Consider the following 18561-nt stretch of genomic DNA (forward strand, 5'->3'; position numbering starts at 1 on the left):
TTACGGATATCTATTGTCCTTAAGGATGCGTAATGTCCTCAATTAGGAGATGGCGATGAAGGTTGTGGCGATCGGCGGAACCGGGCTTATCGGCTCACGGGTGGTGAGCGGGCTGGCTGCCAAGGGGCACGAGGCGATCGCCGCTTCGCCGGCGTCGGGGGTGAACACGCTGACCGGCGAGGGCCTGGCGGAAGTGCTCAAGGGCGCCGACGTGCTGGTCGACCTCTCCAACTCGCCCTCGTTCGAGGACCAGGCGGTGCTGGATTTCTTCACCACCTCCGGCCGCAACCTCGTCGCTGCCGAACTGGCCGCCGGCGTGAAGCATCATGTGGCGCTGTCGATCGTCGGCACCGACCGGCTCCCGGACAGCGGCTACATGCGCGCCAAGGTGGCGCAGGAAGCGGTGATCAAAGCGGGCGGGGTTCCGTACACAATCCTCCGCTCGACGCAATTCTTCGAGTTCCTCAAGGGAATTGCCAACTCGGCCGGCGAGGGCGACAGCATCACACTCTCCTCGGCTCTGGTGCAGCCGGTGGCGGCAATCGACCTGTCGGCCGCAGTGGCCGAGATCGCGCTCAAGGCGCCGCTCAACGGCACCAGCGAGATCGGCGGGCCGGAGGCATTTCCGCTGAGCACGCTGGTGCAGCGCTACCTCGCGGCAGCCGGCGACAAGCGCACTGTGGTTGGCGACCCGCACGCCAAGTACTTCGGCACCGAACTCAGCGAGAAGTCGCTGGTGCCACAGGGTGCCTACCAGAAGACGCCGACCGGGTTCGAAACCTGGTTGAAGACAGCTTTCGCGCCGCGAACCTGATGCAGCTCAAGAGCCAGGTCGAGTGGGCGCTCCACTGTTGCGCCATCCTCGCCGGTCTTCCGGCGAACCGGTACCTCGCGACCAAGGTGCTGGCGGAGTTCCACGGCGTGCCGAAGGAATATCTCTCGAAGGCCCTGCAGGCGATGTCGAATGCCGGCATCGTCGAGAGCACGCTGGGACCATCGGGTGGCTACCGACTGGCGAAAGCGCCGGCCGATATCTCTTTCCTCGAAGTGGTTGAGGCGGTGGAGGGACCGGGCTCCACCTTCGTGTGCACCCAGATCCGCCAGAACAACCCGTGCCGGCCGGAGGGTTATTGCGAGTCAAAGCCCTGCGCCGTCTCGCGGGTGATGTGGGAAGCCGACCAGGCGTGGCGGGACACGCTCCGCGCCGTGCCGATCTCGAAGCTGGTGAAGACGCTGGAAGCCGAGATCCCGCCCGAACTCTGGACGAAGAGTTTTGAGTGGGTGCTAGGCCGCTAGGTCGGCGACCACCGCGTCGAGCACCGGCCAGCCCTTGTCGGTGACGCGGATGAAGCCGTTGGGCAGCGTCTCGACGAAGCCGATCGACTTCAACTCGTTGATCTGGCGCTCGGAAATGGCGCGGCCGGAGATCTTCTGGAAGCGACGCGGGTCGATGCCCTCACGGAGGCGGAGGCCCATGACGAGCAGCTCGTCGCCCTCTTCTTCCCAGGTCAGGATGTCGTCGGTGACCATGCCGTGGCCGCGCGACTGCACCCGCTTCTGCCAGTCGAACGGCATCTTTTCGGTCGCCGTGGCATGGCGCTGGTTGTTGATCAACAGCCGGCCATGGGCGCCGGGGCCGACGCCGACATACTCGCCGTAGCGCCAGTAGATCAGGTTGTGGCGGCTCTCCTGGCCGGGGCGCGCATGGTTTGAGATTTCATATGCTGGCAGGCCCGCATTGTGGGTCAATTCCTGCGTCATCTCGTAGAAATCTGCGCTCAGATCCTCGCTCGGCATCTTCAGCTTGCCGGCGCGGAACAGGTCGTAGTAGCGCGTGCCCATCTCGATGGTGAGCTGGTAGAGCGACAGGTGTCCCTGCGCCAGCCACAACGCTTCGGTCAGCTCGTCCTGCCACTCATCGAGGGTCTGGCGCGGGCGCGAATAGATCAGGTCGAAGCTGGTGCGCGGGAAGATCGACTGCGCCAGCCGTACGGCGGCGATGGCCTCGTCGACAGTGTGGCGGCGGCCCAGTTCGGCCAGCGGACCCTCACGCAACGACTGCACGCCGAGCGAGACGCGGTTGACGCCGGCGGAGCGATAGCCGCGGAAGCGGTCGGCCTCGACCGAGGTCGGGTTGGCCTCGAGCGTGATCTCGGCGCGCGGGTCGATGACCCAATGCTTGGAGATGGCATTGAGGATGCCCTCGACCGAGCGCGGATCCATCAGCGACGGCGTGCCGCCACCGAAGAAGATCGACTGCACCGTACGGCCGGGCGTCTGCTTGGCGAAATGCGCCAGTTCGGCCGCGTAGGACTCGACGTAGGTCCGCTCGTCGAACTCACCACGGTGCACGTGCGAGTTGAAATCGCAGTAGGGGCACTTGGCGGCGCAGAAGGGCCAATGCACGTACACACCGAACAGGCCGTTGGAGCGCGGATCGACGGAGTTGTGGCCGAAGGTTTCAGTGCTCAACGCCGCCTCCCAGTGCATCGTCGACGAACTTGGCGAAGGCGCGGGCGCGGTGGCTGAGGCCAACCTTGCCCGGCGACCAGGAGTGCTTGGCTTCCGACGGCATCTCGCCGAACGTGATGTCGTAGCCGTCGGGCATGAAGACGGGATCGAACCCAAAGCCCTTGTCGCCGCGCGGGGGCCAGACCAGCGTGCCCTCGGCCTTTCCCTCGTAGATTACCTCGCGGCCATCCGGGTGGGCGAGGCAGAGCGTGGCGTTGAAACTGCCGCGGCGTTCGCCCGGCGTGCTGGCGCCGACGCCTTGCAGCGCGTCTTCGACCCGGCGCATGCCGACCATGTAATCGCGGCCACCGTGCGCCGAAGAGCCGGCCCAGTCGGCGGTGTAGACGCCCGGCTTGCCGCCAATGGCATCGACCGAGAGGCCGGAATCATCGGCCAGTGCGATGTTGTTGGCGGCCGCCGCGGCGGCATGTGCCTTGATGCGGGCGTTTTCGATGAAGGTGGTGCCAGTCTCTTCCGGTTCCGGCAGGCCGAGTTCACCGGCCGACACGAGGTCGAGCCCGAACGGCGCCAGCAGTTCCTTGAACTCGGCGAGCTTGCCCGCATTGTGGGTCGCCAGCACCAGCCGGTCGCCGCGCCGCAATGTGAGCTTCGCCACCATCAGGAAAGGGCCGCCTTCTGCAGGGCCGTGAGTTCGCCGATTCCCTGCTCGGCCAGCGCCATCAGGCTGTTGAGCTCGTCGCGGCTAAACGGCGCCTGCTCGGCGGTGCCCTGGATCTCGACGAACTTGCCGGTGCCGGTCATGACGAAATTGGCGTCGGTGTGGGCCTCGACGTCCTCGAGATAATCGAGATCGAGCACCGGGCTGCCGCGATAGATGCCGCAGGAGATGGCGGCGACCGAATCGCGCAGCACCGGGCCCTTGGTGAGACCGCGGGCCTCGAGCCACTTGATGGCGTCGGCCAGTGCGATATAGGCGCCGGTGATCGAGGCGGTGCGGGTGCCGCCATCGGCCTCCAGCACGTCGCAGTCCAGCGTGATCTGGTTCTCGCCCAGTGCCTGCATGTCGACGACGGCGCGGAGGCTGCGGCCGATCAGCCGCTGGATTTCCTGGGTGCGGCCGGATTGCTTGCCCTGCGCGGCTTCGCGCTTGGTGCGCGAGCCGGTGGCGCGCGGCAGCATGCCGTACTCGGCGGTGACCCAGCCCATGCCGGAGCTTCGGCGCCAGGAGGGAAGCGTGGTTTCGACCGAGGCGGTGACGAACACCTTGGTCGAGCCGAAGCTGACGAGGCAGCTGCCTTCGGCCTTGGGGGCGACATTACGTTCGAGCGTTACGGCCCGCATCTGGTCTGGCTGGCGTCCGGAAGGGCGCATATGATCAAATCACTCGTTCTTGGAAATGCTGTTAACCGCCTCTTAACCCTGACCGCCCCCCCGAACAAGCAGCGGTCGCTTGGCGACACAGGCCTTTCCGCCTAAATGGTGAACATGGCAGATCGCGCAAAAGCTCCCGAAGACGTGCTCGCAGTGCTCAACGCCCGCAGCCAGGACATCTTCCGCAAGTTGGTGGAGCGCTATCTCGACACCGGCACGCCGGTGGCGTCGCGCGACCTGGCGCGGATGCTGAGCGTCGGGTTGAGCCCGGCTTCCGTGCGCAACGTGATGGCCGATCTCGAGGATTTGGGGCTGATCGCCTCACCGCACACCTCGGCCGGCCGGCTGCCGACGCAGCAGGGCTTGCGGTTCTTCGTCGACGCGATGCTGGAAGTCGGCGCGGTCAACGAGGACGAGAAGGCGGCGATCGCCAAGCAGTTCCAGGGGCCGGCCGTACATGGGCAGGTCGAGGACCTGCTCACCGAGGCGAGCCAGCTGCTCAGCGGCTTAAGTCATGGCGCCGGCGTGGTGATCGCGCAAAAGTCCGACCTGGTGCTGAAGCACATCGAGTTCATCCGGCTCGATGCCGAGCGCGCCATGGTGGTTCTGGTGGGCGAGGATGGCTCGGTGGAAAACCGCGTGCTGCCGCTGCCGCCGGGGCTGACGGCAAGCGCGCTGACGCAGGCCTCGAACTACCTGGCGCATTTCGCAGTGGGCAAGACGCTGAACGAGACCCGCAAGGCGCTGCAGGCGCAGCGCGAAGCCACTGTGCATGAGCTGGACGAGCTGACGCACAAGCTGGTGGATGCCGGGCTCGCGACGCTCTCGGGCTCGGGCAGCGCTTCGCCACCGACGGTGATCGTGCGCGGCCGGGCCAACCTCATCAACGACACCATGGCGTCCGAGGAACTGAGCCGGGTGCGCCAGCTGTTCGACGAACTCGAAAGCCGCGATGGACTGATCGAGCTGCTCGGCGATACCGAGACGGCGCAGGGGGTGAAGATCTTCATCGGCTCGGAGAACAAGCTGTTCTCGCTCTCCGGCTCGTCGGTGATCCTCAGCCCGTACAAGGATGCAAACCAGAAGGTCGTGGGCGTCCTGGGCGTCATCGGGCCGACGCGGCTCAATTATGCGCGCATCGTGCCGGTGGTGGATTATACCGCCAATGTCGTCTCCGCCATGATGGCCCGGAAGGGCTGAGACCGTACCGGAACCTTTCCTAGGCTTGAATCTTATCGCTCATTGGCCGATATGCGGGGCAAACGCGATCAGCGACAAAATCCAAGGTCCCAATGAACGACGATACGAGCAAGCCCGAGGACGACAAGGCCGCTTCCACCGCGACCGAAACCCAGGGCAACACGCCAGACGAAAAGACCGCCGAGACGGCAGCGACGCCCGATCCGATCGAGGCCCTCAAGGCCGAGAACCAGGATATGCGCGACAAGCTGCTGCGCACCATCGCCGAGATGGAAAACCTGCGCAAACGCACCGAGCGCGAGATCGGCGATACGCGGTCCTATGCCATCGCCGGGTTCGCCCGCGATATGCTGACGGCCACCGATTCGCTGAGCCGCGCCCTGATGGTGCTACCGGCCGAGGCCCGCGACAGCGCCGACCCGACGGTCCGCTCGCTGATCGAAGGCATCGAGATGACCGAGCGCGAGATGCAGCGGTTGCTCGCCAAGCACGGCGTCAAGCCGATCGAGGCGGAAGGGCAGAAGTTCGACCCGCACAAGCACCAGGCGATGTTCGAGGTCCCCGATCCGTCGCGCCCCGAAGGCACCGTGGTGCAGGTGGTGCAGGCCGGCTTCGCCATCGGCGACCGCGTGCTGCGCCCAGCCATGGTCGGCGTCGCCAAGGGCGGCGGCGCAACCGGCGCCCCGGCCGAAGGCGCAGTGGACAAGAGCGTTTGATCTCACCTTTCTGGTGATGTCGAGAAGGGCGCTCCGGCGCCCTTTTTGTTGCCCGGTTGCGGAAGGAGGAGCGCGATGGACAGCCTTTACGACGATGCCGATCTCTACGACCTCGTGGCGCCCCCGGACGCCGCGATGGAGCGCTTCTATGTCGAGGCGGCAGGTGGACCGGGCCAGCGCGTACTCGAACTTGCTTGCGGTTCCGGCCGCTTCACGGTGCCGCTGGCGGCAAGCGGAGCGCTCGTGACCGGCGGCGATGTGTCCGAGACCATGCTGTCGCATGCCCGCGTTGCGGTTGCCCAGCGCGGCGTGTCGGCCGAATTAATCCAGCTGGACATGCGCGACTTCGTGCTCGGCCGGCGCTTCGACGCGATCGTTATTGCCGCCAACTCGCTGATGCACCTCCACTCGCGCGCCGACTTCGCCCGAGCCTTCTCGGCCATCCGCCAGCATCTTGCGCCGGGCGGGCGGCTGGTATTCGACGTGTTCGTGCCGAGCCAGCGCCTGCTCAGCCTGCCGGCTGGGCGGCGTGAGCTGCTGGGCACGTTCGCGCACCCGCGTCTAGGTGACGTCACCATCGAGGAGACGATTGCCTACGATCCGATCACCCAGGTGAGCCGCGCCGACTGGTACTGGTCCACCGCCGACCGCAAGGATTTCCGCCACACCCCGCTCGAACTACGGCAGATCTTTCCGCAGGAGCTGCCGCTGCTGGTGGAACTGGGAGGGCTGAGGCTCGTGGATCGATACGGGGACTTTGACCGCAATCCACTGGCGGCGGGGAGCCGGCGGCAGGTGTGCGTTTGCGTGATCGCGTAGGGCACATTAGCCGAGGTGAGTGCCTTCTCCTGTTGAGGGAGAAGGTGCCCGACTGAAACAGCTGCGGATAGACTTCTGTTAATTCGCTGAGGCCGTCACCAGATCCGGGCACGTCGTCACATCATACTTCGCGCCGGGCTTGCCCATCTCGTCGACGACGCGGCTGTCATAGGCGTCGCGCAGCGCGGTGATGGCGTTGTCGTCGTTGCCTTCCGCTTCCAGCATCATGTCGGCGCGGCCGGCGAGGTCGTCGGACCAGGCCTCGTATTGCTGGGCTTCGGCGTCCTCGCCCGAATCGTAGGCGTCGGTGGCGAGCCAGAAGAAGGCGCTGCCGCACCAGAGCAGCCGGTCGGCGGCGGGTGACGGCTCGGCGGCGATGGCCGGCAGGCTCCACAGTCCGATCAGCAGCAACCCCAGAACGACCCTTCGCATCTCAACCCTCAGGCGATGTCCCCGGCGACGATCCGCTTGACCCCCGCGGCGGTCATGTCGGCCCAGTCCTGGGCCAGCGAGCCGCCGGTATCGATGGCGCGGCAGGCATCCTCGATCACATAGGTCTCAAACCCGGCATGGGCCGAATCGACCGCCGTCCAGTTTACGCAGAAATCGGTGGCCAGACCGGCAATGAACAGCCGCTTGAATTTTCGCTCGCGCAGGTAGCCCTCGAGGCCGGTCTTGGTCTTCCTGTCGGCCTCCTGGAAGCCGGAATAGGAATCGACCACCTCGTGGTAGCCCTTGCGGATCACCAGCTGGGTGTGGGGCAGATCGACATCGGCGGAGAATTCGGCACCGTGGGTGTCCCAGACGCAATGGTCGGGCCAAAGCACCTGTGGGCCGTAGGGCAGCTCCATCACCTCGAACGGCGTGGCGCCGGGGTGGGTCGAGGCGAACGAGATGTGGCCGCGCGGGTGCCAGTCCTGGGTCATCGCGACGTTTTCGAAGCGACGGCCGAGCCGGTTGATGGGGATGATGATCTCGTCGCCGCCGGCAACGGCAAGCTTGCCGCCCGGGAGGAAATCATACTGCAGGTCGACCACGAGGAAGAGGTCGTCGGAGCGCGGGGTAAAGGCCATGCGGGTCTTGTCTATCTCATTGGCCGATCAGGGCCGAACAATCCTGAAATGAAAAAGCAGCGTCGTCATTGGCGCGAGCCGAGCCGTTGACCACGCGGCCGATGGAATTTTCGAGGTCCTGGCGATAGTGGGCCAGTGCCTCATCGGTATAGCCGGCTTCGAGGTAGATCGGGATGGCGCGCTGCAGCAGCAACTGGCCGCCATCGGCATAGACCTTAGCCGAGGCCAGCTTCTCGGGCGTGGCGTCGGCCGGTGCGTCGCGGGTCATCAACTCGAATGCGGTGCCGCACCACATGTCCATCTGCGCCTCGGACGGCACCTCCTGCGCCATCGCGGCGAGGGGGAGCAACGGGGCCGCGAGGAGCGGGGCAATGACAAGGAACCTCAGCATGGTCGTGTTCCCAAGGCGGCAACGAGAGGCGGCAACGAGCGCTTCTTAGACCATAACCGGGGCCGCAACGACAAGCCGCGTCGGCGCACCACCGCGCCGCCGATGGTGAGATTTCTCTAACCACGGCAATATCAGGCCTTTGAGGCTTATCGGACTAAAATGCTAAGCGAAAGTCCGGCGCCGCGACTCCCCGCGCGCCAGAACTGGGGGCTAAATTGAAACTGTCGATCCTGGGCGGCGCCGTGGCGCTGCTGGTCGCGCTGCCTGGCGCGGCGCTGGCCGAAGACCTGACCTTCAAGCTGACCAACAACTCGTCCTATGCGGTGAAGAGCCTCTTCACCTCGCCGGCCGATGTCGACAGCTGGGAAGAAGACGTGTTCGCCGACAAGTACCTGCCGGCCGGCAACTTCGTCGACGTCACCATCGGCGATGGCCGCGAGCAGTGCGTCTACGACATGAAATTCGTGCTGGAGGACGATTCCGAGTTCATCGAGCCGGGCGTCGACCTCTGCGAGCTGGGCGAATACACGCTGGGCGACGCGACGTAAGGCCTGCCGGAGGGCGCAGCGTAGCTGCGCTCTCCACCGTTGGTTTCTGTACAATCGGGGCCGCTGAAGCGCCTCCTACGTGGTGTGTTCCACCCGAAAGCCGGGACTTTGTGCCCGGACTGCGCTTGCACCCCCAAAAACCCCCTCCTATATAGCGCTCAAGGCCCGGCGACGGGTCAGTTTCAACGCGGGAACCCGGACACCCGACGAGGGATCAGGAACTGCCGGATGGGGTTTCATCCGGGTTCGCCAGGAAAGAGGCAGTAGGTAATGGGTAAAGTCATCGGAATCGACCTGGGTACGACCAACAGCTGCGTCGCAGTCATGGACGGCGCGACCCCCAAGGTCATCGAGAATGCGGAAGGCGCACGCACTACGCCCTCCATGGTTGCGTTCACCAAGGACGGCGAGCGGCTCGTCGGCCAGCCGGCCAAGCGCCAGGCGGTCACCAACCCGGAAGGCACGCTGTTCGCGGTAAAGCGCCTGATCGGCCGGCGCTACAACGACCCGATGGTGGAAAAGGACAAGGGCCTCGTGCCCTTCAAGATCGTCAACGCCGACAACGGCGATGCCTGGGTCGAGGTCGAGGGCAAGAAGTACTCTCCCTCGGAAGTCTCGGCGATGATCCTCACCAAGATGAAGGAAACCGCCGAGTCGTATCTCGGCGAGAACGTCACACAGGCGGTGATCACCGTTCCGGCGTACTTCAACGATTCGCAGCGGCAGGCCACCAAGGACGCCGGCAAGATCGCCGGCCTGGAAGTGCTCCGCATCATCAACGAGCCGACGGCGGCAGCGCTCGCCTACGGTCTCGACAAGAAGAACACCGGCACCATCGCGGTCTATGACCTGGGCGGCGGTACCTTCGATATTTCCGTGCTCGAAATCGGCGACGGCGTGTTCGAGGTGAAGTCGACGAACGGCGACACCTTCCTCGGCGGCGAAGACTTCGACATGCGCCTCGTCGATTACCTGGCGGCCGAGTTCAAGAAGGACCAGGGCATCGACCTCAGGAGCGACAAGCTCGCGCTGCAGCGCCTGAAGGAAGCGGCCGAGAAGGCGAAGATCGAGCTCTCCAGCTCGACCCAGACCGAAATCAACCTGCCCTTCATCACCGCCGACGCATCGGGCCCGAAGCACCTGACGCTGAAGCTGACGCGCGCCAAGCTCGAGAGCCTGGTCGACGACCTGATCCAGAAGACCGTCGACCCCTGTCGGCAGGCGCTGAAGGATGCGGGCGTTTCGGCTGCGCAGATCGACGAAGTGGTGCTGGTCGGCGGCATGACCCGTATGCCCAAGGTCATCGAGACGGTGAAGCAGTTCTTCGGCAAGGAGCCGCACAAGGGTGTGAACCCTGACGAGGTCGTTGCCATGGGTGCCGCCATCCAGGCCGGCGTGCTGCAGGGCGACGTCAAGGACGTGCTGCTGCTCGACGTGACCCCGCTCAGCCTCGGCATCGAGACGCTGGGTGGCGTGTTCACCCGCCTGATCGACCGCAACACCACGATCCCGACCAAGAAGAGCCAGACCTTCTCGACCGCCGAGGACAACCAGAACGCGGTGACCATCCGCGTGTTCCAGGGCGAGCGCGAGATGGCCGCCAACAACAAGCTGCTCGGCAATTTCGACCTCGCCGGCATTCCCCCGGCGCCGCGCGGCGTGCCGCAGATCGAAGTCACGTTCGACATCGACGCCAACGGCATCGTCAACGTTTCGGCCAAGGACAAGGGCACCGGCAAGGAGCAGCAGATCCGCATCCAGGCCTCGGGTGGCCTTTCGGACGCCGATATCGAGCGCATGGTCAAGGAAGCCGAGCAGAACGCCGACGCCGACAAGAAGAAGCGTGAGGCGGTCGAGGCCAAGAATCAGGGCGAGTCGCTGATCCACTCGACCGAGAAGTCGCTGAAGGACTATGGCGACAAGGTCACCGCCGAAGAAAAGACTGCCATCGAGACGGCGATCACCGATCTGAGGGCCGTGCTCGAGGGCGACGACGCCGATGCGATCAAGGAGAAATCCGCGACGCTGGCCGAAGCTTCGATGAAGCTGGGCGAGGCGATGTACAAGCAGAGCCAGGCGGAAGCCGAGGCCAAGGCCGAAGGCGGCGACAACCCGGCCGACGACGATGTCGTCGACGCCGAGTTCGAAGAGGTCAAGGACGACAAGAAGTCGGCCTAACGACCCCGCAAGATTGATTCGAGGGCTCGGCGATTGCCGGGCCCTTTTTGTTTGCCGATGTGATAGGGATATGAATGTTCCCAGATCTCAGCAAATTCTCCGAACCGGAAAAGCTCCGGAAATTGATGGCCAACGCCCGCCGGCTCGGGCACGACGACTACGCGTTCCAGATCCGCATGCGGATCGCCGAACTCGCCGGCCTGCCGTTCCGTGACCCGCTCGAGCGCGAGTTCTGGACCGCGGTCAGTTACGCCGAAGAGGTGAAGACCGAAGCCAGCGGCAAGACCACACGGCTCGCCGGTACCCGCACCAAGCACAAGAAGTACGGCGCGATCCGCTGCCTCGGCGATTGGGCGATGGACCCCAACCCGACCGAAGGCCTCGACAGCCTCGTCGAGCACCAGCGGGCCGAACTCAGCGGGGAAGCGATCGTCGTGCGCCATGCCGACAAGTTCTCGGTGGAAGCGGTGGCCAACGCTGCCGCCAAGCTCGCCGCGCACGGCATCACCCGCGAACAGGTGGCATAGGCCTCGCGTTTCACGTGAATCAGCTTATCTTTTAAGGCCCTGGAGCGATCCGGGGTCTTTGTTTTATTGGACCGGCATCGCCCCATTCCGGCTTTTTCTAAATCCTGCCGCACCCCCGCCTAAATGTCTTCACATCGGCAACTAGACTCGCGGCCGTTCGAAAGTGGGCGCCGCGACCGTCAGCAGCGGGGCGCCCGTAAGGGACCAAGGATTACCCAGGGCCGGGGATTCCGAGGTTTGGGCGGCGACTCTCGAGAGGATTTTGTATGTCATCGGTAGAGGTGAGGAGGTTCGCCGAGAACGGCGGACTTCACGCGGCGGCGACCGATATGGAGCCGGCCGAGCGGCTTGATGCCGACATGCGGCATGTGCTCACGGTCCTGCAATCGATGGGCGGCAAGCGCATCGATGAGTGCCGTTCGCCCGAAGCGCGGGCCCTCCCGACGCTGGACATGGCGCTGCGCCGGATCCTGCGTGATCAGGTAGACGACATGGGCGTCGGTATGGAGATGCGGCTGATTCCCGGTCCTACGGACGACATCCGCGCCCGTATCTACGTGCCGCAGAACGACATCGTCATGGGCCCGAGGCCGATGATCCTGTTCCTCCATGGCGGCGGGTTCGTCCTGGGCGATGTGGACAACTACGATCCGACCCCGCGATCCCTCGCGGCCCGCACCGGCGCGGTCGTGGTCTCGGCGCATTACCGGCAGGCCCCGGAACACCGCTTTCCGGCGGCGCACGAAGATGCCTATGCGGCCTGGAGCTGGCTCCTCGAGCATGCCGAATCACTGGGCGGCGATCCGAAGCGCGCGGCGATCGTCGGCGAGGGCTCGGGCGGGAACCTGGCGGTCAACGTGGCGCTCAGGGCGCGGGCAGAGGAGAAGCCGCTGCCGATCCACCTCGGTCTCGTGACGCCGATGGCGGCTATGCTGTTCGACCTGCCCTCGCACCTCCAGAACGCCGAGAGCTTCCCCTTTTCCACCGCGACGCTCGAATGGGCAGCGCGAAAGCTGTTCCGCAAGAAGGACGACGCGCATGACGCGCGGATGAACATTGCCGGGCGGGTCGACCTTGCCGGTCTGCCGCCCGCGACGATCATCCTCGCCGAAGTCGATCCGTTGCGCTCGGAAGGCGAGGCGCTGGCCGATGCGCTGCGCCGCTCCGGCGTCTGGGTGGACATGACGCTCTACGAAGGGGTGACGCACGGCTTCTTCGGGCTCTATCGCATCGTCAACAAGGCGATGTTCGCGCAGGGGCAGCTCAGCCGGAACCTCGTCGCGGCGTTCGGCGGCTAGCAATTCACCTACATCGACTGGTGGAAAAGCCACAGCGGGCACGTACGTCGAGCCCGCAGGCCTCGATAGTGTTGCCGTCTCGCACCAGAGTACTTATCTAGGCCGGATGCCTGATGCGGGGCGCAGGCAACCAAGGACAAGGCCGATTGGCGAAACGCGATTTTTATGAAGTGCTCGGGGTCCCGAAAGGCGCCGACGAAGCGGTGCTCAAGGGCGCCTACCGCAAGCTTGCGATGCAGTTCCACCCCGACCGGAATCCGGGCAACGCCGACGCCGAACACAAGTTTAAGGAAATCAGCGAAGCCTACGACACGCTGAAGGACCCGCAGAAGCGCGCCGCCTACGACCGCTTCGGGCATGCGGCGTTCGAGAATGGCGGGCGCGGCCCGGCCGGGTTCGGGCCCGAGTTCACCTCGTCGATGTCCGATATCTTCGAGGACATCTTCGGCGACTTCATGGGCGGCCGCGGCCGTGGCGGCCAGTCCCGCCTGCGCGGCTCGGACCTGCGCTACAATCTCGAAATCAGCCTCGAGGAGGCATTTGCCGGCCGCACCGTCGATATCGACGTGCCGACGCTCGCCGCCTGCGAGACCTGTGACGGCTCCGGCGCCAAACCCGGCACCGGCATGTCGACCTGCCGCCACTGCAACGGCCAGGGCAAGGTGCGCGCGGCGCAGGGCTTCTTCACCATCGAGCGGACCTGCCCGATCTGCAACGGCCGCGGCCAGATCCTCGAGCAGCCCTGCACCGATTGCGGTGGCCAGGGCCGCCGCCAGCAGAACCGGACGCTCAGCGTCGATATCCCCAAGGGCATCGAGGACGGCACCCGCATCCGGCTCGCCAACGAAGGGGAGGCCGGCTTGCGCGGCGGACCGCCGGGCGATCTCTACATCTTCATCTCGATCAAGCCGCACGACCTGTTCCAGCGCGACGGCGCCGACCTCTACGCCCGCGTGCCCATCGCCATGACCACCGCGGCGCTCGGTGGTGAGTTCGAAGTGCCGACGCTCGATGCGGCACGGGCCCGGGTGAAAGTCTCGACCGGCACCCAGCCCGGCCAGCGTGTCCGCCTCAAGGGCAAGGGCATGCCGATCCTCCGCTCCAAGGATTTTGGCGATCTCTACGTGCAGCTAGACGTCGAGACGCCGCAGAGCCTGTCGAAGCGCCAGCGCGAGCTCTTGGAAGAGTTCGAACGCGAATCGACCCGCGAAAACTCGCCGACGAGCGAGGGGTTCTTCGCCAAGCTGAAAAGCCTGTTCGAGAACTAACACCTGGACCGCTGGTAACGCTTCGCGCGTCGGCTGCTGACAGAAACTGGCATCCGCCCGGTCTAGGGCTGGTGCCGTTCTCCTCAGCCCAAGGTGCTCCAGATGAAGTTTGCCTCCGTGCGGGTCGTCACCGATCAGTTCGATGTGCTCGTCGATTTTTATGCCGCGCTGACCGGTGTGCAGCCGACTAGGCTCGCTCCCGGCTTCGCCGAAATCCGGCTTGATGGCTGTACGCTGGCCATCTCGTCGCGCGAGATAATCGAAAGAGTGAATGGCGGGGCGATCGTTCCCAAGGCCAACAGGTCGCTGATGATCGAACTGCAGGTCGATGACGTGGACGGCCTGCTGGCGCGGGCGGCGGCGCTGGCAGAGATCGTTCAGCAGCCAACCACCATGCCCTGGGGCAACCGCTCGATGCTGCTTCGCGATCCTGACGGAGCCATCATCAACATCTTCTCCCGTCCTAAGAATTGACGCTCAAGCTGTCGGTCGCGCTTGCCACCAACGCCAAACGCCCGCTAGCGTCCGGCCGCCATGACCGATACCCCTCCCCCCAAGACCGCCATCACCATCTGCGGCTCGCTCCGCAAGAACGCCATCAACGAGCCGCTACGCCGGCACATGTCGGCAAAGCTCCGCGAAGCCGGCGTGATCGTCACCGATCTCGATCTCCGTGATTTCGAGATGCCGATCTTCAACCAGGACATCGAGGATGCCGGCGAAACGCCGGAGGCGGCGAAGCGCCTTGCGGAGATGTTCCGCAGCCACGACATCGTCCTCATCATCAGCCCCGAATACAATGGCGGGATCACCCCGCTGATCGCCAATGTGGTGTCCTGGGTGAGCCGGGAGAAGCCGAACCCGTTCAAGCACGCGGTGTTCGGCATTGGCGGGATGAGCGACGGCAAGTACGCCACCATCTTCGCGCTCTCGCACCTCCGCGACTCCCTCAGCAAGATCGGCGCACTGGTGGTGCCGACGCTGCTCGGGCTCGGGCCGTATCCCGCCGTGTTCGACGAGAACGGCGAGCCGAACGAGGCCAACATCAAGTGGAAGGTCGGACAGATGGTGCGCGAACTCACCCACTTCTCGCGCGGCGGCATCTGACCGGTGTACGCACTATACGTTACTCACCCCGAGGTGGTGATCGACCCCAAGGTGCCGACGCCACACTGGGGGCTCTCGGCGCTGGGACGGTCGCGGGCAGAACGTTTTGCGAACCATCCACTGGTGAATGACCTGACCCGGATCGTCTCGAGCACGGAAACCAAGGCTCTCGAGCTGGCGGCGATTCTCGCCACCGGCTGTGGCGCGCTTGTGGATAGCGGGGATAAGTTCGGCGAGAACGATCGCAGCAGTACTGGTTTTGTTCCCGCGGCCCGGTTCGAGCAACTGGCCGACGCGTTGTTCGCGCGCCCCGATGAGTCGGTCGAGGGCTGGGAGACCGCGCGGGCCGCACAGAAGCGTGTGGTCGGCGCGTTCAACGAGGTGCTGGCCGGCCACGATCCGCGGCTGCCAATCGCCTTAACCGGACATGGCGCCGTCGGCACGCTGCTGAAGTGCCACCTCGGCAACCTCACCATCGCACGGTCGGAAGACCAGCGCCGGATCGGCAATCCGGGCGGCGGCAATGTGTTCGTCGTGCGGCTCAGCGACCGGAAGCTGCTAACCGACTGGATCCCGATGGAAGACCTGCCGGCGACGATCGACGGGCTCTGAACTCCGCGCACGCACAGGACCTCGGTGATCCTCCCCCGTGGAACGGGTGGAGGGGGCGACGGGAAGCGCCGGTGTTTATGGCCGCCCCCTCCACCAGCTTTGCTGGGCCCCTCCCCCGCCACGCGGGGGAGGATCACCGAGAGTTCAGTGCCCGACGATTACCTCCCTACGGGCCATCCTTCCGCCCCGGCGTCCACTCGCCCAACCCGAACAGCTCCACCGCATCCTCCAGCGCCAGCTTCAGCCGATCGAGCCGGGCCACGTCGTGATCGACCTCGCGCAGCCGGGTCGGACCGGCGAGCGGCGCCTTCGACAGCAACTCGGTCCCTGCCTCGGTCAGCCCCACCAACCGGGCGCGGCGATCGCGCGGGTCGGTCTTCACCGTCACCAGGTCCATGCGGCGCAGCTCGTCGATCGATTGGCCGAGTGTCGCCGGATGCATCACCAGCGCCTTGCGCAGCGCGGCGAGCGGCAGCTGCGGGCGCTCGGCGCAGATGCGGAGCACCGAAAGCTGCAGCCCGGTGATGCCGAACCGCTTCTTCAGGTCGGCGTGGAAGGCCTCGGTGGCACGCTCGAGCCGCACCCAGGCGACGACGGCGGAAAACGCCTGCTGCTGCATGATTGGTCTAATGATTCCATTGAGTTGGGCGGACGCTATGGCGCCATAACATCGCGCGCAAGCGGGCATTTCTACTTGCCCGATTCGGCCGGCTGTGGCACTGACCGGAAAATCCGGAGGCATCTGATGGCAGGCACACTGATCGTCGCACTCGATCTCGACACCCGAGACGAGGCGGAACGCTTGATCACGCAACTCGGCGACTCCGTCGATTTCTACAAGATCGGATACCAGCTGTTCTACGGCGGCGACGGCCTCAACCTCGGCAAGGCCCTGCTCGCCGCAGGCAAGCGCGTGTTCTTCGATCTCAAGATGCTCGACATCGACAACACGGTCGAAAAGGGCGTCGCGGCGATCGCGAAAACCGGCGCGACGATGGTCACCGTCCACGCCTATCCGCAATGTATGCGCGCGGCCGTGCGCGGCGCGGCCGGATCGGACCTCTGCGTGCTGGGCGTTTCGGTGCTGACCTCGATGGACGACGCGGACCTCGCCGAGGCCGGCTTTGCCCGCGACACGGCCGGGCTCGTCGCGCTGCGAGCACAACAAGCGCGTGACGCCGGTATTGGCGGGCTGGTCAGCTCGTCGCATGAGGCCGAGATGGTGCGCTCGATCGTCGGGCCGAAGATGGCCATCGTCACCCCCGGCATCCGGCCGGCTGGGAGCGCGCACGGCGACCAGAAGCGGGTCACTGGCCCGGCAGAAGCGTTGGCCGCCGGGGCAAGCCACCTCGTGGTCGGGCGCCCGATCACCGCCGCGGCCCATCCATTGAGTGCCGCACAGGCCATCCTCGCCGAGATGGCGGGTGGCACCCGGCTGGCATGAGCGCGGCGGCTGGGCTATAGGCGTCGGCACGAGTTCCGTAGGAGCAAGCATGTCTGACCTCAAGGTCGCCATCGCCGGCGCAGGCGGCAAGATGGGCGCAGCCAATATCCGCGCCATCGCCGCAACGCCCGGGATTACCGTAGTCTCGGCCTTCGATCGCGCCGGGGCGCTGGTGATCGGCAAGGATGCGGGCGAGCTGGCCGGCATCGAGGCGCTGGGCGTCACAGTCGTCGACGACATTGCGGCGGCGCTCTACGGCGCCGATGCCATCGTCGATTTCACTGCGCCGGCCAACTCCGTGGCGCTGGCGAAGGAAGCGGCGAAGCGCGGGTTGGTGCACGTCATCGGCACCACCGGCTGCAGCGAGGCGGACGACGCGGCGATCCACGAGGCAGCATCGGGCGCGCGCATCGTCAAGGCCGGCAACTTCTCGCTCGGGGTGAACCTGCTGATGGGTCTGGTGAAGCAGGCGGCGGCGGCGCTGCCGGGCTTCGATATCGAAATCCTCGAGATGCACCACAACAAGAAGGTCGACGCGCCATCGGGCACCGCCCTGATGCTCGGCGAGGCCGCGGCGCGTGGGCGGAACCTCGACCTGAAGACGCACTCGGTTCGCGTCCGCGACGGCCATACCGGCCCACGCGAGGAAGGCAGCATCGGCTTTGCCACCCTGCGCGGCGGCAATGTCATCGGCGAGCACCGCGTGATCCTAGCTGGTCCCAGCGAGCGGATCGAACTCAACCACATCGCCGACAACCGGGCGCTGTTCGCCGACGGCGCAGTGCGCGCCGCGCTCTGGGCCCGCAGCCAGAAGCCGGGCTTTTACAACATGGCCGACGTGCTCGGCTTCAACTGACAAGGGTTTTGACGATGACTGGAACGCTGATCCTCGTTCGCCACGGCCAGAGCGAATGGAACCTGAAGAACCTGTTCACCGGCTGGCGCAACCCTGATCTCACCGAGAAGGGGATCGAGGAAGCCCGCAGCGCCGGAAAGCGCCTGAAGGCCGCCGGTTACGTGCCGGACAGCTACTTCACCTCGGCGCTGAAGCGCGCCCAACACACGCTCGACCTGATCCTCGAGGAGACCGGCGTCACCGAGGTGACGATCAACCGCTCGAAGCTCCTCAACGAGCGTGACTACGGCGACCTGAACGGGCTGAACAAGGACGACGCGCGGGCCAAGTGGGGCGAGGAGCAGGTGCACATCTGGCGCCGCTCGTACGACGTCCCCCCGCCCGGCGGCGAAAGCCTCAAGGACACCGCGGCCCGCACCCTGCCCTATTACGACGCCCGCATCGCGCCGCTGCTGAAGGCCGGCAAGACCGTGCTGGTCGCCGCCCACGGCAATTCGCTGCGCTCGATCGTCATGGCGATCGAGGAGCTGACGCCCGAGCAGATCCTGAAGCGGGAACTGGCGACGGGCGAGCCGGTGGTCTATCGGATCGGCGCGGACGGGAAACTGGCGGAGAAGGTGGCGGTCTGAACTGCCCCTCACCCGCCGAGCTCTGCTCGGCACCCTCTCCCTCAAGGGGGAG

23 protein-coding genes are annotated in these 18561 nt (G+C 65.6%); 16 read left to right on the plus strand and 7 right to left on the minus strand.

The genetic code is table 11. The features are described from left to right. The first annotated feature begins 55 nt into the window (after positions 1–55). Positions 56–814, plus strand: coding sequence for an SDR family oxidoreductase (locus AC1DWU_RS20095; RefSeq protein WP_477151784.1), 759 nt, complete (start codon positions 56–58; stop codon positions 812–814). Beyond that, positions 814–1296: an RrF2 family transcriptional regulator gene (locus AC1DWU_RS20100; RefSeq protein WP_477151785.1), complete on the plus strand. Its 483-nt coding sequence runs from the start codon at positions 814–816 to the stop codon at positions 1294–1296. Before AC1DWU_RS20095 ends, AC1DWU_RS20100 begins: the two co-directional genes overlap by 1 nt. Here AC1DWU_RS20100 and hemW read toward each other — a convergent pair. The 3 genes from hemW to rph are packed head-to-tail and all read right to left on the minus strand — an operon-like array spanning position 1285 to position 3843. Further along, positions 1285–2472: a radical SAM family heme chaperone HemW gene (gene hemW, locus AC1DWU_RS20105; RefSeq protein WP_477151786.1), complete on the minus strand. Its 1188-nt coding sequence runs from the start codon at positions 2470–2472 to the stop codon at positions 1285–1287. The genes AC1DWU_RS20100 and hemW overlap by 12 nt on opposite strands. Next, entirely contained in the window at positions 2462–3130 is a 669-nt protein-coding gene (locus AC1DWU_RS20110) for a non-canonical purine NTP pyrophosphatase (protein ID WP_477151787.1), read from the minus strand. The genes hemW and AC1DWU_RS20110 overlap by 11 nt, the downstream gene beginning before the upstream one ends. Further along, positions 3130–3843 (minus strand): ribonuclease PH, encoded by a 714-nt coding sequence (gene rph, locus AC1DWU_RS20115; RefSeq protein ID WP_477151788.1) that lies wholly within the window; start codon positions 3841–3843, stop codon positions 3130–3132. Before rph ends, AC1DWU_RS20110 begins: the two co-directional genes overlap by 1 nt. 105 nt (positions 3844–3948) lie before the next feature. On the opposite strand from rph, the gene hrcA reads away from it, so the two are divergent. From hrcA to AC1DWU_RS20130, 3 genes are all read left to right on the plus strand, one after another. Then, positions 3949–5043 (plus strand): heat-inducible transcriptional repressor HrcA, encoded by a 1095-nt coding sequence (hrcA, locus tag AC1DWU_RS20120; RefSeq protein ID WP_477151789.1) that lies wholly within the window; start codon positions 3949–3951, stop codon positions 5041–5043. A gap of 92 nt (positions 5044–5135) precedes the next feature. Then, a complete protein-coding gene (gene grpE, locus AC1DWU_RS20125; protein ID WP_477151790.1) occupies positions 5136–5759 on the plus strand; it encodes a nucleotide exchange factor GrpE in 624 nt (207 codons plus the stop codon). Between the two features lie 75 nt (positions 5760–5834). Next, the gene (locus AC1DWU_RS20130; RefSeq protein ID WP_477151791.1) at positions 5835–6578 is read left to right on the plus strand and encodes a class I SAM-dependent DNA methyltransferase; all 744 of its coding nucleotides are present in this window, start codon (positions 5835–5837) and stop codon (positions 6576–6578) included. Positions 6579–6656: 78 nt separating this feature from the next. Here AC1DWU_RS20130 and AC1DWU_RS20135 read toward each other — a convergent pair whose 3' ends face one another. The 3 genes from AC1DWU_RS20135 to AC1DWU_RS20145 are packed head-to-tail and all read right to left on the minus strand — an operon-like array spanning position 6657 to position 8042. Continuing rightward, entirely contained in the window at positions 6657–7010 is a 354-nt protein-coding gene (locus tag AC1DWU_RS20135; protein ID WP_477151792.1) for a hypothetical protein, read from the minus strand. Positions 7011–7018: 8 nt separating this feature from the next. After that, on the minus strand, positions 7019–7651 hold the full coding sequence (locus AC1DWU_RS20140) for a nicotinamidase (RefSeq protein ID WP_477151793.1): 633 nt from the start codon (positions 7649–7651) through the stop codon (positions 7019–7021). A gap of 16 nt (positions 7652–7667) precedes the next feature. Continuing rightward, positions 7668–8042 (minus strand): hypothetical protein, encoded by a 375-nt coding sequence (locus AC1DWU_RS20145; RefSeq protein WP_477151794.1) that lies wholly within the window; start codon positions 8040–8042, stop codon positions 7668–7670. Between the two features lie 215 nt (positions 8043–8257). Between AC1DWU_RS20145 and AC1DWU_RS20150 the strand changes: the two genes are divergently transcribed. The 8 genes from AC1DWU_RS20150 (at position 8258) to AC1DWU_RS20185 (ending at position 15580) form a co-directional block, all read left to right on the plus strand. Then, positions 8258–8590: a hypothetical protein gene (locus AC1DWU_RS20150; RefSeq protein WP_477151795.1), complete on the plus strand. Its 333-nt coding sequence runs from the start codon at positions 8258–8260 to the stop codon at positions 8588–8590. 270 nt (positions 8591–8860) lie between these two features. Further along, positions 8861–10768 carry a molecular chaperone DnaK gene (gene dnaK / locus AC1DWU_RS20155; RefSeq protein ID WP_477151796.1) on the plus strand — a complete coding sequence of 636 codons (1908 nt, stop codon included), beginning with the start codon at positions 8861–8863 and terminating at the stop codon, positions 10766–10768. A 74-nt stretch (positions 10769–10842) separates the two neighbouring features. After that, on the plus strand, positions 10843–11295 hold the full coding sequence (locus AC1DWU_RS20160; RefSeq protein WP_477151797.1) for a hypothetical protein: 453 nt from the start codon (positions 10843–10845) through the stop codon (positions 11293–11295). 266 nt (positions 11296–11561) lie between these two features. Then, complete coding sequence (locus tag AC1DWU_RS20165; RefSeq protein WP_477151798.1) at positions 11562–12593, plus strand: alpha/beta hydrolase; 1032 nt, start codon at positions 11562–11564, stop codon at positions 12591–12593. A gap of 146 nt (positions 12594–12739) precedes the next feature. Next, positions 12740–13861: a molecular chaperone DnaJ gene (gene dnaJ, locus AC1DWU_RS20170; protein ID WP_477151799.1), complete on the plus strand. Its 1122-nt coding sequence runs from the start codon at positions 12740–12742 to the stop codon at positions 13859–13861. Between the two features lie 102 nt (positions 13862–13963). Continuing rightward, positions 13964–14335 carry a VOC family protein gene (locus AC1DWU_RS20175; protein ID WP_477151800.1) on the plus strand — a complete coding sequence of 124 codons (372 nt, stop codon included), beginning with the start codon at positions 13964–13966 and terminating at the stop codon, positions 14333–14335. Between the two features lie 60 nt (positions 14336–14395). Next, on the plus strand, positions 14396–14968 hold the full coding sequence (locus AC1DWU_RS20180) for an NADPH-dependent FMN reductase (protein WP_477151801.1): 573 nt from the start codon (positions 14396–14398) through the stop codon (positions 14966–14968). Between the two features lie 36 nt (positions 14969–15004). Further along, positions 15005–15580 (plus strand): histidine phosphatase family protein, encoded by a 576-nt coding sequence (locus AC1DWU_RS20185; protein WP_477151802.1) that lies wholly within the window; start codon positions 15005–15007, stop codon positions 15578–15580. A gap of 166 nt (positions 15581–15746) precedes the next feature. Here the strand turns inward: AC1DWU_RS20185 and AC1DWU_RS20190 are convergent, their stop codons facing one another. Further along, on the minus strand, positions 15747–16199 hold the full coding sequence (locus AC1DWU_RS20190; RefSeq protein WP_477151803.1) for a MarR family transcriptional regulator: 453 nt from the start codon (positions 16197–16199) through the stop codon (positions 15747–15749). A 126-nt stretch (positions 16200–16325) separates the two neighbouring features. Here AC1DWU_RS20190 and pyrF point away from each other — a divergent pair, with 126 nt between their 5' ends. Genes pyrF through AC1DWU_RS20205 form a run of 3 tightly spaced genes read left to right on the plus strand, consistent with a single transcriptional unit; the run spans position 16326 to position 18509 of the window. After that, a complete protein-coding gene (pyrF, locus tag AC1DWU_RS20195; RefSeq protein ID WP_477151804.1) occupies positions 16326–17024 on the plus strand; it encodes an orotidine-5'-phosphate decarboxylase in 699 nt (232 codons plus the stop codon). A gap of 49 nt (positions 17025–17073) precedes the next feature. Further along, a complete protein-coding gene (gene dapB, locus AC1DWU_RS20200; RefSeq protein ID WP_477151805.1) occupies positions 17074–17880 on the plus strand; it encodes a 4-hydroxy-tetrahydrodipicolinate reductase in 807 nt (268 codons plus the stop codon). Positions 17881–17894: 14 nt separating this feature from the next. Next, positions 17895–18509: a 2,3-bisphosphoglycerate-dependent phosphoglycerate mutase gene (locus AC1DWU_RS20205; RefSeq protein WP_477151806.1), complete on the plus strand. Its 615-nt coding sequence runs from the start codon at positions 17895–17897 to the stop codon at positions 18507–18509. Positions 18510–18561: the final 52 nt, after the last annotated feature.

It is taken from the genome of Devosia sp. P2_G7 (assembly GCF_056403495.1).

Excerpts from the sequence above, each read along its gene's own strand:
- AC1DWU_RS20190 (WP_477151803.1), bottom strand. The coding sequence starts at position 16,199 with ATGCAGCAGCAGGCGTTTTCCGCCGTCGTCGCCTGGGTGCGGCTCGAG.
- AC1DWU_RS20145 (WP_477151794.1), bottom strand. The coding sequence starts at position 8,042 with ATGCTGAGGTTCCTTGTCATTGCCCCGCTCCTCGCGGCCCCGTTGCTC.
- AC1DWU_RS20205 (WP_477151806.1), top strand. The coding sequence starts at position 17,895 with ATGACTGGAACGCTGATCCTCGTTCGCCACGGCCAGAGCGAATGGAAC.
- rph (WP_477151788.1), bottom strand. The coding sequence starts at position 3,843 with ATGCGCCCTTCCGGACGCCAGCCAGACCAGATGCGGGCCGTAACGCTC.
- AC1DWU_RS20100 (WP_477151785.1), top strand. The coding sequence starts at position 814 with ATGCAGCTCAAGAGCCAGGTCGAGTGGGCGCTCCACTGTTGCGCCATC.
- AC1DWU_RS20110 (WP_477151787.1), bottom strand. The coding sequence starts at position 3,130 with ATGGTGGCGAAGCTCACATTGCGGCGCGGCGACCGGCTGGTGCTGGCG.
- hrcA (WP_477151789.1), top strand. The coding sequence starts at position 3,949 with ATGGTGAACATGGCAGATCGCGCAAAAGCTCCCGAAGACGTGCTCGCA.
- pyrF (WP_477151804.1), top strand. The coding sequence starts at position 16,326 with ATGGCAGGCACACTGATCGTCGCACTCGATCTCGACACCCGAGACGAG.
- AC1DWU_RS20165 (WP_477151798.1), top strand. The coding sequence starts at position 11,562 with ATGTCATCGGTAGAGGTGAGGAGGTTCGCCGAGAACGGCGGACTTCAC.
- AC1DWU_RS20135 (WP_477151792.1), bottom strand. The coding sequence starts at position 7,010 with ATGCGAAGGGTCGTTCTGGGGTTGCTGCTGATCGGACTGTGGAGCCTG.
- dnaK (WP_477151796.1), top strand. The coding sequence starts at position 8,861 with ATGGGTAAAGTCATCGGAATCGACCTGGGTACGACCAACAGCTGCGTC.
- AC1DWU_RS20180 (WP_477151801.1), top strand. The coding sequence starts at position 14,396 with ATGACCGATACCCCTCCCCCCAAGACCGCCATCACCATCTGCGGCTCG.
- AC1DWU_RS20095 (WP_477151784.1), top strand. The coding sequence starts at position 56 with ATGAAGGTTGTGGCGATCGGCGGAACCGGGCTTATCGGCTCACGGGTG.
- grpE (WP_477151790.1), top strand. The coding sequence starts at position 5,136 with ATGAACGACGATACGAGCAAGCCCGAGGACGACAAGGCCGCTTCCACC.
- dapB (WP_477151805.1), top strand. The coding sequence starts at position 17,074 with ATGTCTGACCTCAAGGTCGCCATCGCCGGCGCAGGCGGCAAGATGGGC.
- AC1DWU_RS20130 (WP_477151791.1), top strand. The coding sequence starts at position 5,835 with ATGGACAGCCTTTACGACGATGCCGATCTCTACGACCTCGTGGCGCCC.
- AC1DWU_RS20160 (WP_477151797.1), top strand. The coding sequence starts at position 10,843 with ATGTTCCCAGATCTCAGCAAATTCTCCGAACCGGAAAAGCTCCGGAAA.
- AC1DWU_RS20140 (WP_477151793.1), bottom strand. The coding sequence starts at position 7,651 with ATGGCCTTTACCCCGCGCTCCGACGACCTCTTCCTCGTGGTCGACCTG.
- AC1DWU_RS20175 (WP_477151800.1), top strand. The coding sequence starts at position 13,964 with ATGAAGTTTGCCTCCGTGCGGGTCGTCACCGATCAGTTCGATGTGCTC.